13 protein-coding genes and 1 pseudogene are annotated in these 16,305 nt (G+C 63.2%); 6 read left to right on the top strand and 8 right to left on the bottom strand.

Annotation, left to right across the window (positions count from 1 at the left end; genetic code table 11):
* Positions 1-54: 54 nt before the first annotated feature.
* On the bottom strand, positions 55-1,350 hold the full coding sequence (locus tag F2982_RS14055; protein ID WP_112711449.1) for an adenylosuccinate synthase: 1,296 nt from the start codon (positions 1,348-1,350) through the stop codon (positions 55-57).
* Between the two features lie 196 nt (positions 1,351-1,546).
* Here F2982_RS14055 and F2982_RS14050 point away from each other — a divergent pair, with 196 nt between their 5' ends.
* Complete coding sequence (locus F2982_RS14050) at positions 1,547-2,464, top strand: DMT family transporter (protein WP_203428174.1); 918 nt, start codon at positions 1,547-1,549, stop codon at positions 2,462-2,464.
* On the opposite strand, the gene F2982_RS14045 is transcribed toward F2982_RS14050, so the two are convergent.
* On the bottom strand, positions 2,461-3,306 hold the full coding sequence (locus F2982_RS14045) for a GNAT family N-acetyltransferase (RefSeq protein ID WP_112711451.1): 846 nt from the start codon (positions 3,304-3,306) through the stop codon (positions 2,461-2,463). The genes F2982_RS14050 and F2982_RS14045 overlap by 4 nt on opposite strands.
* Before the next feature lie 403 nt (positions 3,307-3,709).
* Between F2982_RS14045 and F2982_RS14040 the strand changes: the two genes are divergently transcribed.
* A complete protein-coding gene (locus tag F2982_RS14040) occupies positions 3,710-4,570 on the top strand; it encodes a DUF6030 family protein (protein WP_203428173.1) in 861 nt (286 codons plus the stop codon).
* A 3-nt stretch (positions 4,571-4,573) separates the two neighbouring features.
* Here F2982_RS14040 and F2982_RS14035 read toward each other — a convergent pair whose 3' ends face one another.
* The 3 genes from F2982_RS14035 to ung form a co-directional block, all read right to left on the bottom strand.
* Positions 4,574-5,182 (bottom strand): alpha/beta hydrolase, encoded by a 609-nt coding sequence (locus F2982_RS14035; protein ID WP_203428172.1) that lies wholly within the window; start codon positions 5,180-5,182, stop codon positions 4,574-4,576.
* A 13-nt stretch (positions 5,183-5,195) separates the two neighbouring features.
* Positions 5,196-6,128, bottom strand: coding sequence for a VOC family protein (locus F2982_RS14030; RefSeq protein WP_203428171.1), 933 nt, complete (start codon positions 6,126-6,128; stop codon positions 5,196-5,198).
* Between the two features lie 138 nt (positions 6,129-6,266).
* Positions 6,267-6,968 carry a uracil-DNA glycosylase gene (gene ung / locus F2982_RS14025; protein WP_203428170.1) on the bottom strand — a complete coding sequence of 234 codons (702 nt, stop codon included), beginning with the start codon at positions 6,966-6,968 and terminating at the stop codon, positions 6,267-6,269.
* Positions 6,969-7,120: 152 nt separating this feature from the next.
* Between ung and F2982_RS14020 the strand changes: the two genes are divergently transcribed.
* The 4 genes and pseudogenes from F2982_RS14020 to F2982_RS14005 all read left to right on the top strand — a co-directional run bounded on the left by F2982_RS14020 (position 7,121) and on the right by F2982_RS14005 (position 12,440).
* On the top strand, positions 7,121-8,542 hold the full coding sequence (locus tag F2982_RS14020) for a phosphomannomutase (RefSeq protein WP_203428169.1): 1,422 nt from the start codon (positions 7,121-7,123) through the stop codon (positions 8,540-8,542).
* A 31-nt stretch (positions 8,543-8,573) separates the two neighbouring features.
* Positions 8,574-10,000 (top strand): annotated as a pseudogene (locus F2982_RS14015) (mannose-1-phosphate guanylyltransferase/mannose-6-phosphate isomerase).
* Between the two features lie 98 nt (positions 10,001-10,098).
* A complete protein-coding gene (locus F2982_RS14010) occupies positions 10,099-11,415 on the top strand; it encodes a UDP-glucose/GDP-mannose dehydrogenase family protein (RefSeq protein WP_130284014.1) in 1,317 nt (438 codons plus the stop codon).
* Positions 11,416-11,417: 2 nt separating this feature from the next.
* Positions 11,418-12,440: an NAD-dependent epimerase gene (locus F2982_RS14005; protein ID WP_203428168.1), complete on the top strand. Its 1,023-nt coding sequence runs from the start codon at positions 11,418-11,420 to the stop codon at positions 12,438-12,440.
* On the opposite strand, the gene F2982_RS14000 is transcribed toward F2982_RS14005, so the two are convergent.
* The 3 genes from F2982_RS14000 to denD form a co-directional block, all read right to left on the bottom strand.
* A complete protein-coding gene (locus F2982_RS14000; RefSeq protein WP_203428167.1) occupies positions 12,437-14,224 on the bottom strand; it encodes a GGDEF domain-containing phosphodiesterase in 1,788 nt (595 codons plus the stop codon). The two genes, F2982_RS14005 and F2982_RS14000, sit on opposite strands and share 4 nt — an antisense overlap.
* Before the next feature lie 186 nt (positions 14,225-14,410).
* Positions 14,411-15,304, bottom strand: coding sequence for an NAD(P)-dependent oxidoreductase (locus F2982_RS13995; RefSeq protein WP_203428166.1), 894 nt, complete (start codon positions 15,302-15,304; stop codon positions 14,411-14,413).
* Complete coding sequence (gene denD, locus F2982_RS13990) at positions 15,301-16,287, bottom strand: D-erythronate dehydrogenase (RefSeq protein ID WP_203428165.1); 987 nt, start codon at positions 16,285-16,287, stop codon at positions 15,301-15,303. Before denD ends, F2982_RS13995 begins: the two co-directional genes overlap by 4 nt.
* Positions 16,288-16,305 lie beyond the last annotated feature (18 nt).

Below are 16,305 nucleotides of genomic sequence, written 5' to 3'. Positions count from 1 at the left end.
CTTTCTCAAAAGGCCCGGCTTAGAGCACGGGCCAAATCGGTATGACCCGCGACATTAATCCTCAAAGGGATCGGTCACAAGTATCGTGTCATCTCGCTCAGGGCTTGTGGACAACAGGGCCACCGGCGCGCCGATCAGTTCTTCGACCTGACGCACATATTTGATCGCCTGCGCCGGAAGATCGGCCCAGCTGCGGGCGCCGACGGTGGATTCCTTCCAGCCTTCAAGCGTGATGTAGACCGGCTCGACGCGAGCCTGAGCAGCCTGGCTTGCCGGAAGATAATCGATCTCCTTCCCGTCAAGCTTGTAGGCGACGCAGATCTTCAGTTCGTCGAGACCGTCGAGAACGTCGAGCTTGGTGAGCGCGATGCCGGTGATGCCGGAGGTCTTCACCGTCTGGCGCACCAGAACCGAATCGAACCAGCCGCAGCGGCGCGGACGGCCGGTGTTGACGCCGACTTCGCGGCCGACGGTCGACAGGTGCTTGCCGATCTCGTCATGCAGCTCGCAGGGGAACGGGCCCTCGCCGACGCGCGTCGTGTAGGCCTTGGTGATGCCGAGAACGTAGCCGATCGCCGTCGGGCCGAGGCCGGAGCCTGCAGCAGCCTGACCGGCAACGGTGTTCGACGACGTCACATAGGGATAGGTGCCGTGGTCGTTGTCGAGCAGCGCGCCCTGCGCACCTTCGAACAGGATGCGGGCGCCAGCCTTGCGCTGATCGTCGAGGATGCGCCAGACCTGGTCGACATAGGGCAGGACCTGATCGGCAACGTCGTGCAGTTCCTTCTCCAGCGATTCCACCGAGATTTCCGGCAGGCCGAGGCCGCGGCGCAGCGCATTGTGATGCGTCAGCAGGCGGTCGATCTTGGCTGGCAGCGCTTCCTTGTCGGCAAGGTCGATGGCGCGGATGGCGCGGCGGCCGACCTTGTCTTCGTAGGCCGGGCCGATGCCGCGGCGCGTGGTGCCGATCTTCGTGCCGCTGTTGGAGGCCGCGTCTTCGCGGAAGCCATCGAGGTCGCGGTGCAGCGACAGGATCAGCGGCGCGTTGTCGGCGATACGCAGCACGTCAGGGTTCACGTTGACGCCCTGGGCGCGCAGCTTCTCGACTTCGGCGACGAAGTGATGCGGATCGACGACGACGCCGTTGCCGATGACGCTGAGCTTGCCGCGGACGAGACCTGAGGGCAGCAGAGCCAGCTTGTAGCTGACGCCGTCGATGACGAGCGTATGACCTGCATTATGGCCGCCCTGATAGCGGACGATGACATCCGCACGTTCCGAAAGCCAATCGACAATCTTGCCCTTGCCTTCGTCACCCCACTGGGAACCGACCACGACTACGTTCGTCATCCAACTCTTCCTGTTACCGGCGGATTATCCGCGCCCTGCTCAAACCCGCGCATCTATAAAGGTTTGTTTTTTGGAAAGCGACCCTGTTATCGCGGTGAAATGGGCTTTTTGCGTGACAAAACAGCCCGCAGCGGGCTATTGCCGTTCCGGTCCACGCCTTCCTCCCCAGCCTTTGCCGCATACGGAAAGAATCATCGTGCAGATCACGGCCTATATTTGCCTCGTTATCGCCACGCTGTGCTGGGGCGGCAATGCGGTGGCCGGCAAGCTGGCGCTGGGGCATGTGAGCCCGATGATGCTGACGCTGCTGCGCTGGACGCTGGCAACGCTGCTGATCGCCGCGATCTCCCTGCCCTATCTGAAGCGCGACTGGCCGCTGGTGCGCAAGAACCTGCCGCTGCTCTTCTTCTACGGCATCATCGGCTACACGACCTTCAACGCCATGCTCTATTCCGCCGTCCAATACACGACGGCGATCAACGTGGCGATCGAGCAGGCCGGCATTCCGATGCTGATCTTCCTGCTGAACTTCGTCTTCTTCCGCACCAGCGTCTCGGCTGCCCAGTTCGCAGGCTTCGGCATGACACTCATCGGCGTGGCGCTGACGGCTGCCCATGGCGATTTCGCGACACTGCTGCAACTCAGCCTCAACCGCGGCGACGCACTGATGCTGATCGCCGTCGTCGCCTATTCCGTCTACACGATCTTCCTGCGCTGGAAGCCGTCGGTCGACTGGCGCACGCTGATGGCGATCCCGGCATTTGCCGCCGCGCTGACCTCGGTGCCGCTGCTGATCTGGGAAGGTTCGAAAGGCAGTATCCAGGTGCCAGATGCGAATGGCTGGGTCATCGCCTTTTACACGGCGATCTTCGCCTCGCTGCTGGCGCAGATTCTCTACATCAAGGGCGTCGAGACGATCGGCGCCAATCGCGCCGGGCTGTTCATCAATCTGGTGCCTGTGTTCGGCACACTGCTCTCGGTGCTCCTGCTCGCCGAAGAGCTGCAGACCTTCCACATGGTGGCGCTTGCCCTGACGCTCGGCGGCATCGCGATCGCCGAGAAGGGCCGGCCTAAAGACGCTGCACCGACAGTGCCCGCCTCGCCGGTCGACTAGCCGAGTTCCAGCGTCGTCACGCCATAGACATTCCTAAGCGGGATCGACGGCGCCTTGCCGCGATACATGCGCATCGTCTCCAGCACGGGCACGAGGCCGATGCTTTCGGCCAGCGCCAGGCCGTCCTTGTTGTCTTCGGGCACGTCGATGAAAACCTGCGCGCCATCGGCCTCGGTGATCAGCTGCGCCATCAGCGCGGCAGCCGTATCGGCATCGGCGGCAAACAGCGGGCCGATCTTGTAGCCTTCGTAACAGCGGCGGATCGTGCCGTAACCGCGGATCTTGCCGCTCTTGCGCACCACGGCGCTCCTGCGGCCCTTCCGGCTGGTGCACCAGGCGCTGACGAATTCCGGCCGCGCCGCCGGGAAGATCGAGGCGTCATAGCGCACGATACCATCGGTCTTGTCGGTCACGGCCTGGGCGGTGAGCGACGAGGACGGAACGGAGGTGGCGACGCCGCCGAAGCGGATCGTCTTGTAGGCCGGCTCGAAGCCTGCCTTGCGGTAACTCGGCTGCTGCGCCTCGACGCCGTCGAGACCGATCGCCCGGCCCTCGGCAGATGCCATGCCGGCATTCCAGATCGCCTTGCCATAGCCTTTGCCGCGGAAATCGGGATGGACGATGTAGAGGCCGAGAAAGGCGAATTCATCGCCATACTTGACGACGGAGATCGAACCGACGGGGACTTCCCCGACAGCGCCGACGAAAAAGCCGGAAGGATCTGCATCATGAAACGCGAGGGAATCGTCGAGGCCCGGATTCCAGCCTTCCTGACGGGCCCATTCAAGCACAAGCTCCAACTCGCCCGGCCGCATGGGGCGAACCGCAAACTCCGAATTCATGCAACTTCCCTAACCAACTCTGCTGCAAACCCGCAAAGCGCAACATGAAGAAAAGCTAAAGTCTAGCTTTCCCAGCATCCCCGCCCCGTACGAAGAAACATGTTCATGACTGAAGCGATCAAGCATCGATCGCCATAAGGCACGGCGCGAAGAACTTCGTGCCGCAATTATCATGAAACAACGCTGTAACAATCTCAAGAAAATTACTTAACAAATCGGAAGCGCCAGGCCGCTGAAATAAGCGCGTTTTCGTGATCGCAGAATGCTTTATCGCTTTTTTGAATAGGCTCTGCGCGGCCTCAGTAGAATTTTCGTTATTTCCTTTGGCTTTTCGTTTTATCTTTACCGTTACGAAACGCGCTCTGCACGCCTAAGATGCGCCGCATCAGGTTTGGAAACGACGTTGGCAACCGACACGACAGGCCAGGGAATGAAGACCCCGCCGGCACGCCGCAGACGCGGCCTGGTGCTGTGGCTGATGCTTGCCCTCTCGCTCTCTCTCATCGGCGGCACCGTTCTGCTCTCGAACGACATGCGCCACCTGCGCGGCCTCGCCGAACGGCTGGGCTACAGTTTCGAGAAGCCCAAACCGGTGGCGGCGCTGCCCCGCACCTCCCCGCCGCCGCCAAGACCGCGCCCGCCGGTAAAGCCGGTGCTCGCAAGCATCGAGCACGATCCGCGGCTGATGGAAGCGCCGGTCGATGAGCTCGCGGCCGCATTTTTCCGGACATGGTGGACAACGGGACCGGCGATCTGCGAGGCCTTGCGCAAGGCAGGCATCGAGACGACGCCCTGGCGCGCTGCCGCCATGAGCGGCGACACCTTCGAATGCACCTTCCAACAGATCTACAAGCAGGATGCGGAAAAGCCGCTGAGTTCCGTCTTCGTGATCATCCGTGGCGACCGCACCGGCGCGATCGCCAATATGCGGGCAAAGCTGGTCGGCCCGGAAACGGATACGGCAGGCAAGCTCGATCCGGCAGCGATGCGGATTTTCGAGACGCTGCTTGCCCAGCCGCACTGGCAGGATTTCTCCGCCATGCTGGCCGCGATCCGCGATTTGAAGGATGCGAAGGAGGAAAGCTTCGGCGCCAGCATCAGCTTCGCTCGCGAAACGACGAGCGACAACAGCTTCAACTTCATCATCGCCATGAAGGCCGCACCCGGCCCGCAGGTCCGCACGCGGGCCTATTTCTCGGCCGCCCGCTGGCTCGAAATGCCGGAGCAGCCGCCTTCGGAAAAGCGGCCGCCCTATTTTCGCTAGAGCCTAAAAATACGGCTCGAAGAATGTCCTGATGGCGTCGATCTCGTTCGGCCGGATATCGTGGCCGCCCGCATGCCATTCCGTCGTCACCTTGGCCTTTTCGGTTTCGAAATAGGCGGCAAGCGCCTCGGTCAGCGGCACCGGACAGATCGGGTCGCGCTGGCCGGCGGTGATCAGCACCCGGCGCCCGGCAAGCTCCGGATTGGGCTTCGGCTGGAACGGGATCAGCGGATGCATCAGCACCGAGGCATCGATGAGGCCCTTCTCGATCAGCACATTGGCAAGAATGTTGGCGCCATTCGAGAAGCCGAGGCCGAGGATTTGCGACGCGCCGTGGTCGACGGTCAGATCCTTGACATAAGCGGCCATCTTCTCCGTCGCCCGGGCAAGGTCTTCCATATCGTAGACGCCCTCGCCGGTGCGCTTGAAGAAGCGGGCGGCACCGTGTTCGGAGATATCGCCGCGCGGCGAGACGATCGTCGCTTCGGGCAGCAGGCGCCGCCCGAATTCGAAGAACTGGTTCTCGTCGCCCCCCGTGCCGTGAAGCACGAAGAGAATAGGCTTTCCGGGTGCACCGGCATGCAGCCGGTGCACATAAGACTTATCAGCCATTGCTGTTCTCCCGTTAGGCTTCGAGCGGCGGCAGATGCTGCTCGATCAGGTTACGCAGATGCGCGTGCTGCTGCGGCAGCTTCAGCGCCTCGCCGAGATGAGCGGTATCCTCGTCACGGTCGAAGCCGGGTTCGTTGGTGGCGATCTCGAACAGCACGCCGCCCGGCGTACGGAAATAGATCGCCCAGAAGTAATCGCGGTCGATAACAGGCGTCACCTGGTATCCGGTATCCATCAGCGCCTTGCGCACCTCGAGCTGCTTTTCGCGGTTCTCGACGGCGAAGGCGACATGGTGGACAGAACCGGCGCCCGGAAGCGCGCGGGAAATGCTCGGCATCGTCTCGAGGTCGATCAGATGCGCACCGTTGCCGCCGGGCATGATCAGCCGCTTGACGCCGTCCTTCTCGTCTTGGACGTCATAGCCCATGAACTTCAGGAGTTCCGAAGTGGCGCCATCGTCACGCAGGCGCATGGCGACCGAGTGGAAACCGCGGATCGCGTGGTCCTCGGAAATGCCGCCATGCGTCCAGGGCTGGCGGGCATCGTCCTTGACCTCGACAAGCGCAAAGCCGTCGCCGTCAGGACCGGCGAAGTTCAGCCGCTTCTCACCGAAGCTCTCTTCGGTCTTCAGGCCATCGGCATTCAGCTTCGTCAGGCGATCGCTCCAGAAGCCGATCGAGCCTTCCGGGATGGAGAATACGGTGGTGCCGACTTCACCGGTGCCCGGACGGCCCTTCGGCATCTTCGGGAACGGGAAGTAGGTCATGATCGTGCCCGGCGAGCCGGTCTCGTCACCATAGTAGAGGTGATAGACATCGGGCGCGTCGAAGTTGACGGTCTTCTTGACACGGCGCAGGCCGAGCGCATCGGTGAAGAAGGTGTTGTTGGTGCGGGCATCCTCAGCCATCGACGTGACGTGGTGCAGGCCCTTGATCTGGTTCAACATGGAAAACCCCTTTCTTGCCCGCATCGGCGGGCTTTCGATGGGTGATAGATGATCCTTCATCCGCCGCAGGAATAGCCCCGCAGATCGACACGCATTGTCTCCAATTGTTGAACGACAAAAGACCCGCGTTCAGAAAATCTAGCCGTCCTGCGGGTTTGGCGGCAGTGCCCAATCGATCGGCGTCCGCCCATGGGACTGCAGATAGGCATTGGTCTTCGAGAACGGCTTGCTGCCGAAAAAGCCGTTATGCGCCGAAAGCGGCGACGGATGCGGCGCCTTCAGCACCAGATGCCGGGACGTGTCGACGAAGGCTGCCTTGCGCTGCGCATAGGAGCCCCAGAGGATGAAGACGACATTCTGGCATTCCCCGTTGACCCTGCGGATCACCGCATCGGTGAACTGTTCCCAGCCCTTGCCCTGATGCGAGGCGGCCTGTGATTCCTCGACCGTCAGCACGCTGTTCAGGAGCAGCACGCCCTGCTTGGCCCAATGTTCGAGGAAGCCATGGCGGGCGCGCTCGATGCCGAGGTCGCTTACCATTTCCTTGTAGATATTGACGAGCGACGGCGGGATACGCATGCCGGGGCGCACGCTGAAGCAGAGCCCGTGGGCCTGGCCGAGACCGTGATAGGGATCCTGCCCGAGGATCACCACCTTCACATCCGCAAGCGGCGTCAGATCGAGCGCCCGGAAATATTCCGAGCCCTTCGGAAAGATGTGCTTCCCCGCCTGCTTCTGCGCCTGCAAAAATGCTTTCAGCTGCTGCATGTAAGGGCTGGAGAACTCGGAAGCGAGCGCCGTCTTCCAGCTGTCTTCAAGGGCAATCGTCTGTTCGGTCATCTGCTGTCCCGTTCTCGCCGAACGAGCTCTATGTGGCTCGAAAAGGGAATTCGGATGTAATTTAGCGATCCCTGCGGATCAAAATTTACGAAGTCCCGGTAGTGTGTTGATAATCGCCGACGGATTCAAGCGCTGGCTAGGGCTTATTCAGAATGAAATTTGGAACAAGTGGACTGCGCGGCCTCTCCGCCGATCTCAAGGGACGGGCCTCGGCGCTCTATGCGGCGGCCTTCGGTCATTACCTGCTGGAAAGCGGACGCGCCAAGACGGGCGACCTGATCCTGCTTGGCCGGGATTTCCGCGATTCCAGCCCCGAGATTGCGCAAAACTGCACGGCTGCACTGACCGCCCTCGGCTTCCGCGTCGCCGATTGCGGCACCGTTCCGACACCCGCACTGGCGCTCTACGGCCTTCAGCAAAAGGCCGCGAGCCTGATGATCACCGGCTCGCATATCCCCGCCGACCGCAACGGCATCAAGTTCTATCGGGCCGACGGCGAAATCGACAAGGCCGACGAAGTCGCGATCTCCGAGAGAGCCGCAAAGCTCGACGCCTCCTATGTGATGCCGCAGGCAACCGCGAGCGCGCTTGACCGCGCCGCCGTCTGCGCCGAAGGCTTCTTTGCCCGCAACGCCGCGATCCTGCCCGCCAAGGCGCTCGCGGGTCTCAGGATCGGCGTCTACCAGCATAGCACCGTCGCCCGCGACATGCTGAGCGAACTGCTCGCCCATTACGGCGCCGACGCCATCCCGCTCGGCCGCTCCGAGACTTTCATTCCCGTCGATACCGAAGCCGTCTCGGCCGAAACCGTCGATCTCCTCAAGGGCTGGGCCGCATCCCACAAGCTCGACGCCATCGTCTCGGCCGACGGCGACGCCGACCGGCCGCTGGTGGCCGACGAAACAGGCACACCGCTGCGTGGCGACCTCCTCGGACTTATCTCGGCGAAAGTCCTGAATGCGGCGGTCGTCGTCACCCCCGTCACCTCGAATTCCGGCATCGAAACCGCCGGAAGCTTCACGGTCACCCGCACCAGGGTCGGCTCGCCCTTCGTCATCTCCGGCATGCAGGAAGCCGTTGCCGCCGGCAAGGACCGCGTCATCGGCTTCGAGGCCAATGGTGGGACCCTGACCGCATCCGAATTCCAGCTGAAGGGCGCCACCCTCGCCCCGCTGCCGACGCGCGACTGCTTCCTGCCGATGCTGGCGGTGCTGTCGCTGGCAGCCTCCGAGCGCAAGCCGCTTTCGGCGGTCGCCGCCTCCTTCGCGCTGCCGGTTGCCGCTGCCGACCGTCTGGAGAATTTCCCGGTCGAGACCAGTGCTAAACTGATGGCCTATCTGCGCCAATCGCCTGACAACCTCGCCGAATTCCTGAAGCCGATCGGCGAACCGGGCAGGACCAGCGATATCGATGGCCTGCGCGTAACGCTTAAGGATGAACGCATCATCCACTTTCGGCCCTCCGGTAACGCACCGGAAATGCGCTGTTATGTAGAAGCAAAAGACGAAGCGGCGGCAGCCTCGCTTCTGGATGTCGGCCTGAACCGCATCCGGCAGTGGGCCAACGCGAATTGAACCAAGACCTACGACCGCAAGGAAACACCTTATGACGCAGAAGATCGTTCCCGTGATCATGGCCGGCGGCAAGGGCACGCGCCTGTGGCCGCTGTCGCGCGCATCGGCGCCGAAGCAGTTCATCCAGTTCATCGGCGACCGCACGCTGTTCCAGGAAACGCTCGCCCGCGTCTCCGACCCCGCGATGTACGAGGCGCCGGTCGTTCTGACCAACGAGGAATTCCGCTTCCTGGTGGCCGAACAGGCCCGCGAGCTCGGCCATGAGCTGAAGGCGATCCTGCTCGAGCCGTCCGCCCGCAACACGGCACCCGCGGTTGCCGCCGCCGCCGTGCTGATTGCCGATCTCTTCGGCAAGGACACGCTGATGCACGTCCTGGGTTCCGATTACGAGATCGTCGCCGACCAGAGCTATTTCGACAGCGTGCGCGCTGCCGAAGCGACGGCCGCCAAGGGGAAGCTCGTCACCTTCGGCATCGAGCCGACCGAAGCTGCCACCGGCTACGGCTATATCGAAGGCGGCGAGAAGCTTGCGACCGGCGCACTCAGCGTCAAGCGCTTCATCGAAAAGCCGCCGCTTGCCAAGGCCGAGGAGATGCTTGCCGCCGGCGGCTTCTACTGGAACTCCGGCATGTTCATGTTCCAGGTTTCGGCCCTGCTTTCGGAGATGCGCGACTATGCGCCCGAAGCGCTGCGCGCCGCCGACGATGCGGTTTCCAAATCCGCCCGCGACCTCGACTTCATCCGCCTCGACGCCAAGGCCTTCGCCAAGGCGCCGAACATCTCGATCGACTATGCGATCATGGAAAAGACCGCCAACGCCGCCGTCGTCCCCTCGCCCTTCAAGTGGTCGGATCTCGGCAGCTGGGACAGTGTCTGGAAATCCGGCAAGCGCGACGAGCACGGCAATGTCGCGACCCAGAACACCACGCTGATGAACAGCCATAACTCGCTGGTCATGAGCCATGGCGTCCACCTCGCCGTCCAGGGCATGGACGACATCGCCGTCATCGCCAGCGAAGACGCCGTCTATGTCGGCCGCCTGCAGGACAGCCAGAGTGTGGGCGATATCGTCAAGACGCTGGCCGCGCTGCCGAAGACCGCGAAGCTGACCGAAACGCACCCGACCTCCTACCGCCCCTGGGGCGGCTATACCTCGATCCTCAACGGCGACCGCTTCCAGGTAAAGCGCATCTTCGTCACCCGGGCAAGAAGCTCTCGCTGCAGAAGCACCATCACCGCTCCGAGCACTGGATCGTCGTCAAGGGCACCGCCGAGGTGACGATCGGCGAGAACGTCCAGATGCTGCGCGAAAACGAGTCGGTCTATATCCCCCTCGGCGAGGTTCACCGCCTTGCCAATCCGGGCAAGATCGTCCTCGAACTCATCGAGGTCCAGACCGGCTCCTATCTCGGCGAAGACGATATCATCCGCATCGTCGACGAGTTCGGACGCAACTGACAGCAGCGCTTGTCTTGAACTTATGACCTTCACTCTGTAACACGGTCGCGTTCTGCCACTGGCGGGACGCGACCGTTTTCAGGATGAAAGTTACCCCCATGCGTATTGTTATGATCGGTTCTGGTTACGTCGGCCTCGTGTCCGGCGCCTGCCTTGCGGATTTCGGCCACCACATCACCTGCGTGGACAAGTCCGAAGCCAAGATCGATGCCCTGGAGCGCGGCGAAGTGCCGATCTTCGAGCCGGGCCTCGATGCGATCATTGAACATAACCGGGCGGCCGGCCGCCTCGACTTCTCCAAGGATCTGGCAGCCCCGGTTGCTGCCGCAGACGTCGTCTTCATTGCCGTCGGCACGCCGTCGCGCCGCGGCGATGGTCATGCGGACCTGAGCTACGTCTATGCCGCAGCCCGCGAGATCGCCGCTGCCGTCACCGGCTTCACCGTCGTCGTCACCAAGTCCACCGTTCCCGTCGGCACTGGCGACGAGATCGAGCGCATATTCCGCGAAGAATTCCCGGGCAAGGACATCGCCGTCGTCTCGAACCCCGAGTTCCTGCGCGAAGGCGCTGCGATCACCGACTTCAAGCGCCCCGACCGCATCGTCATCGGCACCGAGGACGCCCGCGCCACCGAAGTCATGCGCGAAGTCTACCGTCCGCTCTATCTCAACGAGGCACCGCTCTATTTCTGCGAGCGCCGCACCTCCGAGCTGATCAAGTACGCCGCCAACGCCTTCCTGGCGATGAAGATCACCTTCATCAACGAGATCGCCGACCTCTGCGAGCAGATCGGCGCCGACGTGCAGAAGGTTGCCAAGGGCATCGGCATGGACAAGCGCATCGGCGACAAGTTCCTGCATGCAGGCCCCGGCTACGGCGGCTCCTGCTTCCCAAAGGATACGCTCGCCCTCGTCAAGACGGCGCAGGACTTCGACAGCCCGATGCGCCTGATCGAAACGACGGTGGCGATCAACGACAACCGCAAGCGCGCCATGGGCCGCAAGGTCATCGCCGCCTGCGACGGCAGCGTGCGCGGCAAGAAGATCGCCGTCCTCGGCCTGACCTTCAAGCCGAACACCGACGACATGCGCGATGCGCCCTCGATCACCATCATCCAGGCGCTTCTCGATGGCGGCGCAGCCGTTCACGCCTACGACCCCGAGGGCATGGAAGCCTCCAAGGGCATGCTCGGCCCGGTCGTCTATGGCAAGGATCCCTATGAGATCGCTGAGGATGCCGACGCGATCGTCATCGTCACCGAATGGGACGAGTTCCGCGCCCTCGACTTCAAGCGCCTGAAGACCACGGTCAAGACGCCCACCATCGTCGACCTGCGCAACATCTATCCGGCCGCCGAAGTCAGCAAATACGGCTTCAGCTACTTTGCTGTCGGCAAGAAGAGCGAGAAGAAATAGGCATGCATTATTTCATCACCGGCACCGCGGGCTTCATCGGCTTTCATCTGGCCCGGCGCCTGCTGCAGGATGGACATCAGGTCACCGGTTTCGACGGCCTGACGCCCTATTACAACGTCAAGCTCAAGCATATGCGCCATGCCGCGCTTGCCCAGTTTCCGTCCTTCACGCCGGCGATCGCCATGCTCGAAGACCGGGAAGCGCTGGAGGCGGCGATGGACGCCGCCAAGCCTGACGTGCTGGTGCATCTCGCTGCCCAGGCCGGTGTTCGCTACAGCCTCGAAAACCCGCGCTCCTATCTGAGCTCGAATGTCGACGGCTCCTGGAACATTCTGGAACTGGCCGGCAAGCATAAGGTCAAGCACCTGATGCTCGCCTCGACCTCCTCGATCTACGGCGCCAACCCCGACGTGCCGTTCCGCGAAACCGACCGCGCCGACGAGCCGCTGACCATCTATGCCGCGACCAAGAAGTCTATGGAGCTGATGGCGCACAGCTATTCGCACCTCTACAAGCTGCCGGTCACCGCCTTCCGCTTCTTCACCGTCTATGGCCCCTGGGGCCGCCCGGACATGGCGCTCTTCAAGTTCGTCAAGAACATGCTCGAAGACCAGCCGATCGAGATCTACGGCGAAGGCAAGATGAGCCGCGATTTCACCTATATCGACGATCTCGTGGAATCGATCGTGCGCCTTTCGGCGGTCATCCCGGCCGAAGGCAACCGCGTCGGCGACACTGGGGTCGAGACCCTGTCGCACCAGGCACCGTTCCGCGTCGTCAATATCGGCGGCGGCCAGCCTGTCAGCCTGATGGATTTCGTCCAGACCGTCGAGCACGCTCTCGGCCAGTCCGCAAAGCGCACCATGCTGCCGATGCAGAAGGGTGACGTGCCGCGCACTTTCGCGGCCCCCGACCTGCTCGTGGCACTGACCGGCTACAAGCCGGAGACAACGCTGGACAAGGGCGTGAAGGCTTTCGTCGAGTGGTATCTCGAAGCCCGCGCCGACATGGAAATCCCGGCCTAACGGCCGCTGGCGCCAGGCGTGGCATGATTGCGGGCGCGCGGCGAGATCAGCCGCGCGATATCCGCCGCCGGCGCCGGATAGCCGAGCGCATAGCCCTGCAGCGTATCGCAGCCGATCGCCGTCAGCACCTCGGCATGCCCCTCCGTCTCGACGCCTTCGGCGATGACTTCGACATTGAGCGCCTTGGCAATCTCGATGATCGAGCTGACGACGCGGTGCTGCTCTTCGGATTCGACGATATTGTTGACGAGCTGGCGGTCGATCTTCAGCCGCTTCGGGCGCAGCCGCGCAAGGCCGATCAGCGAGGCATGGCCGGAGCCGAAGTCGTCGATCTCGATATCGATGCCCATCGTCTTGATCCGGTCGATGTTGGCGAGCAGCCGGTCGTCGGAATCGTCGAGGAAGATCGTTTCCACCAGTTCGAACGACAGCGCGCCCTGTGGGATGTTCAGCGCTTCGAGATTGGCAAGCAACGCGGGATCGAAGAGCCGCGGACCGGAAATGTTGACGGCAACCCGCGGCACCGTCGCACCCTGGTTCTGCCAGTCGAGGCGGTCTTCCAGCACCTTGCCGAGGATCGCGGCATCGATCTGCGCCGCCAGGCCCGCCTCGTCGGCAACCTTCAGGAAGACGGCGGGCGACAGCACACCCTTCTCAGGATGCGCCCAGCGCGCCAGGGCTTCGAGGCCAGCGATCTCGCGCGTCTTGGCGTCAAGCTGGATCTGGTAATAGGGAATGATCTCGCCGCGCTCCAGCCCGAGCTTCAGTTCCTCCGCAAGCCGCCGCTTGCTCTGCAGATCCTCCTGGAGCTGGCGGCTGAAGAACTCGATGCGGTTGCGGCCGAGCCGCTTTGCATGGAAAAGCGCCAGATCGGATTCCGTCAGCAGGTTGCGCGAGCTGCGACCGTTGTTCCAGGCAATGCCGATCGAGGTGCCGGATTGCAGAAGCTCCTGACCGAAGCGGATCTTCTTGCTGAGGCGGCGCTGCAGATCGGCAGCGATCCGCTCCAGCTCTTCCCTGCCCGCAAAATTCCAGAGGATGATGACGAACTCGTCACCGCCGACGCGAGCGACCATGCCGTTTGCCGGAATGCCCGCGGTGATGCGCAGCGCGGAGGTGCGCAGCACCGTGTCGCCGGCGGAATGGCCGTGGCTGTCGTTGATCTGCTTGAACTGGTCGAGATCGAGATGAAGGACGGCGAGCGACGAGACCGACTTGTCGCCATGCAGTTCGCCAAGCCGCTTGTCGGCAAGACGGCGGTTCGGCAGTCCCGTCAGGTAATCGTGCTCGGCGGCATATTCGATCCGCGCATTGCTTTCTTCGAGCGCCCGGGCGCGCGCCTCGGCGACCATGCGCTGGCGCTGCAGCTCGGCATTGAGCTCGACATCGGCGGTGACATCCCATTCGGCACCGATGAAGGACGGCGCGCCCTCTTCGCTCAGGAAGAAATGCGCGCGCGAACGCAGGTGGCGGATTTCGCCGTTCGGCCAGATGATACGGAATTCGGAATTATAGGCGCCGCGGCGCGCGATCGCGTCGTCGAACTCGGCGAAGGCGCGCTCCTTGTCGTCAGGGTGAATGGAGTCTTCCCAGATGGAGGTCGGCACCGCCCGGGTGTCCTGGCCCGTCTGGTAGATGCGATGCATCTGCGCGTCCCAGAGAATTTCGCTCTTGCGGACATCATGCTCCCACACGCCGATCTGCGACGCATCAAGCGCGAGCTCGAGGCGCCTCAACAGATCCTGAAATTCGCGTTCCGACCGGGTCGGTTTGTTATGGGGCAATGCAGTTCAACCTAACAGCGGCATTCGCCGTTCATACTACCTTCTCAAAGCCCGATTAACGAAGCCTTTTACGTATTATCGAACTAGTTACTAGGTGAACTGTTCCTTACGCCTGTCACAAAAGCGCTCATGGGTTGTGCCGCCGCGATATTTTCGCGGCGGCACGAAATGCCTCAAAACGGGCGTTCAGGCCTTCCCGGTGCCTGCCGCGTGCTTCTCCTCGAAATGCTTCAGGAGGCCGCTGTGGTCGACATCGCCGCCGCCATTGCCGACGAATTCCGCAAATTCCGCCCGCACCGCCTCCGTCAGAGGCAGGGTCAGCGACAGGCTCTCGGCGACGGCCAGGATATTGTTGAGATCCTTCAGCTGCAGCTTCGACGGTCCGCCATTGCCGTAGTTCCGCTCCACCATGCGCTGCCCATGAAGATCGAGAATGCGGCTCTCTGCAAAACCGCCGCGGATGGCGTTGCGGAAGGCTTCGCGCGAACCGCCACCGGCTTCCACCAGCATCATCGCCTCGGCAACGGCTCCAATGGTGACGGCGACGATCTGCTGATTGCCGAGCTTCGCCAGCTGGCCGGTTCCGCTGGGCCCCACATGGGTGACGCGGCCGAGCGGCGCGAAGACATCGGCAAGCTCGGCAACGACGGCGCCGTCACCGCCCGCCATGATCGCGAGCGTTCCGGCCGCCGCACCGACGACACCGCCGGAAACCGGCGCGTCGAGATGGCGGATGCCGCGCTCGGCGAGCCGTGCCGCATGATCGCGCGCCGCCTTCGGCGCAATCGAGCTGCAGTCGATGACCGTCGCGCCCCGCGCCAGTACATCGGCAACGCCCTGCCGGAAGAGCACGTCCTCGACGGCATTACCGTCTGTGAGCATGGTGAAGACGACATCCGCGCCTTCAGCCGCCTCCCGGGCGCTGCCGGCCACACGCGCGCCGTCCGCGGCAAGCGGTGCGGCCTTGCTGCCATCGCGGTTCCAGGCGGCCAGCTCAAAGCCCGCGCCGAGCAGCCGCCGCGCCATCGGGGCGCCCATCAGGCCGGTGCCGATAAAGGCAATCTTGCGCGTCGTGGTCATGGAATGCGTCCTCCGAGCTCGTCGTCGATATGAATGCGGATGATCTCGTCGAAGGAGCTGTCGGCACTGAAGCCGAGAGCGCGCGAACGCTTCGCCTCGAATGCCTCCGGCCAGCCGGAGACGATGCGCATGATCAGCTCGTCCGGCTCACGGCGGATGAGCTTCACCGCCTTGTCGCCGGCAACGCGCCTGAGAGCCTCGATCTGCTCTCCAACGGTGGCGCTGACGCCGGGCATGGTGAGGCTGCGCGCGGCCCCGAGCTGTGCAAGATCGATCCGCGCCGCCTGCAGCAGGAAGCCAACGGCCGAGCGTGGCGAGGCATGCCAGTGCCGCACCGTATCGGGCACGGGCAGCACCGCCTCCTGCCCCGCCAGCGGCTCACGCAGGATGCCGGAGAAGAAGCCGGAGGCCGCCTTGTTGGGCTTGCCCGGACGAATGCAGATCGTCGGCAGGCGGATGCCGATGCCGTCGAGGAAACCGCGGCGGCTGTAATCCGACAGCAGCAACTCGCTCATCGCCTTCTGCGCGCCATAGCTCGTCAGCGGCGTCTGGTGGAAATCATCGGGGATGACCTTCGGGAAGGGCGAACCGAAAACCGCCAGCGACGAGGTGAAGACGACGCGCGGCTTGTAGCCATCCTCGGCATTGGCAAGCCGGATGGCTTCGAAGAGTTCGCGGGTGCCGTCGAGATTGATGCGGTAGCCCTTCTCGAAATCGAGTTCCGCCTCGCCCGAGACGATCGCCGCCAGGTGGAAGATCACATCGGGACGCCCCGCGACGATCCTCGCCGCCTCGCCGGGCGTGGAAATGTCGGATGCCCAGGCATTGACCGTTCCTTCGAAGCCCGCCGGCTTTTCCGGCTCGATGACGTCGATGAGGGAAAGGGCCGAAATCTCCGCCCGGTCCAGAACCCCGTCCTCGACGAGACGGGCCGTCAGCTTGCGGCCGACCATGCCGGCCGCACCGATAATCGCGATATGCATCTATTCCTCCGCTATGCG

This window comes from Rhizobium sp. BG4, assembly GCF_016864575.1.
Classification (GTDB): domain Bacteria; phylum Pseudomonadota; class Alphaproteobacteria; order Rhizobiales; family Rhizobiaceae; genus Rhizobium.
This window is presented reverse-complemented; position numbering and strand designations above follow the sequence as displayed.

Coding starts and splice junctions, on each gene's coding strand:
- F2982_RS14055 (WP_112711449.1), bottom strand. CDS start 1,350: ATGACGAACGTAGTCGTGGTCGGTTCCCAGTGGGGTGACGAAGGCAAG.
- F2982_RS14045 (WP_112711451.1), bottom strand. CDS start 3,306: ATGAATTCGGAGTTTGCGGTTCGCCCCATGCGGCCGGGCGAGTTGGAG.
- F2982_RS14035 (WP_203428172.1), bottom strand. CDS start 5,182: ATGGCTGATAAGTCTTATGTGCACCGGCTGCATGCCGGTGCACCCGGA.
- F2982_RS14030 (WP_203428171.1), bottom strand. CDS start 6,128: ATGTTGAACCAGATCAAGGGCCTGCACCACGTCACGTCGATGGCTGAG.
- ung (WP_203428170.1), bottom strand. CDS start 6,968: ATGACCGAACAGACGATTGCCCTTGAAGACAGCTGGAAGACGGCGCTC.
- F2982_RS14020 (WP_203428169.1), top strand. CDS start 7,121: ATGAAATTTGGAACAAGTGGACTGCGCGGCCTCTCCGCCGATCTCAAG.
- F2982_RS14010 (WP_130284014.1), top strand. CDS start 10,099: ATGCGTATTGTTATGATCGGTTCTGGTTACGTCGGCCTCGTGTCCGGC.
- F2982_RS14005 (WP_203428168.1), top strand. CDS start 11,418: ATGCATTATTTCATCACCGGCACCGCGGGCTTCATCGGCTTTCATCTG.
- F2982_RS13995 (WP_203428166.1), bottom strand. CDS start 15,304: ATGACCACGACGCGCAAGATTGCCTTTATCGGCACCGGCCTGATGGGC.
- denD (WP_203428165.1), bottom strand. CDS start 16,287: ATGCATATCGCGATTATCGGTGCGGCCGGCATGGTCGGCCGCAAGCTG.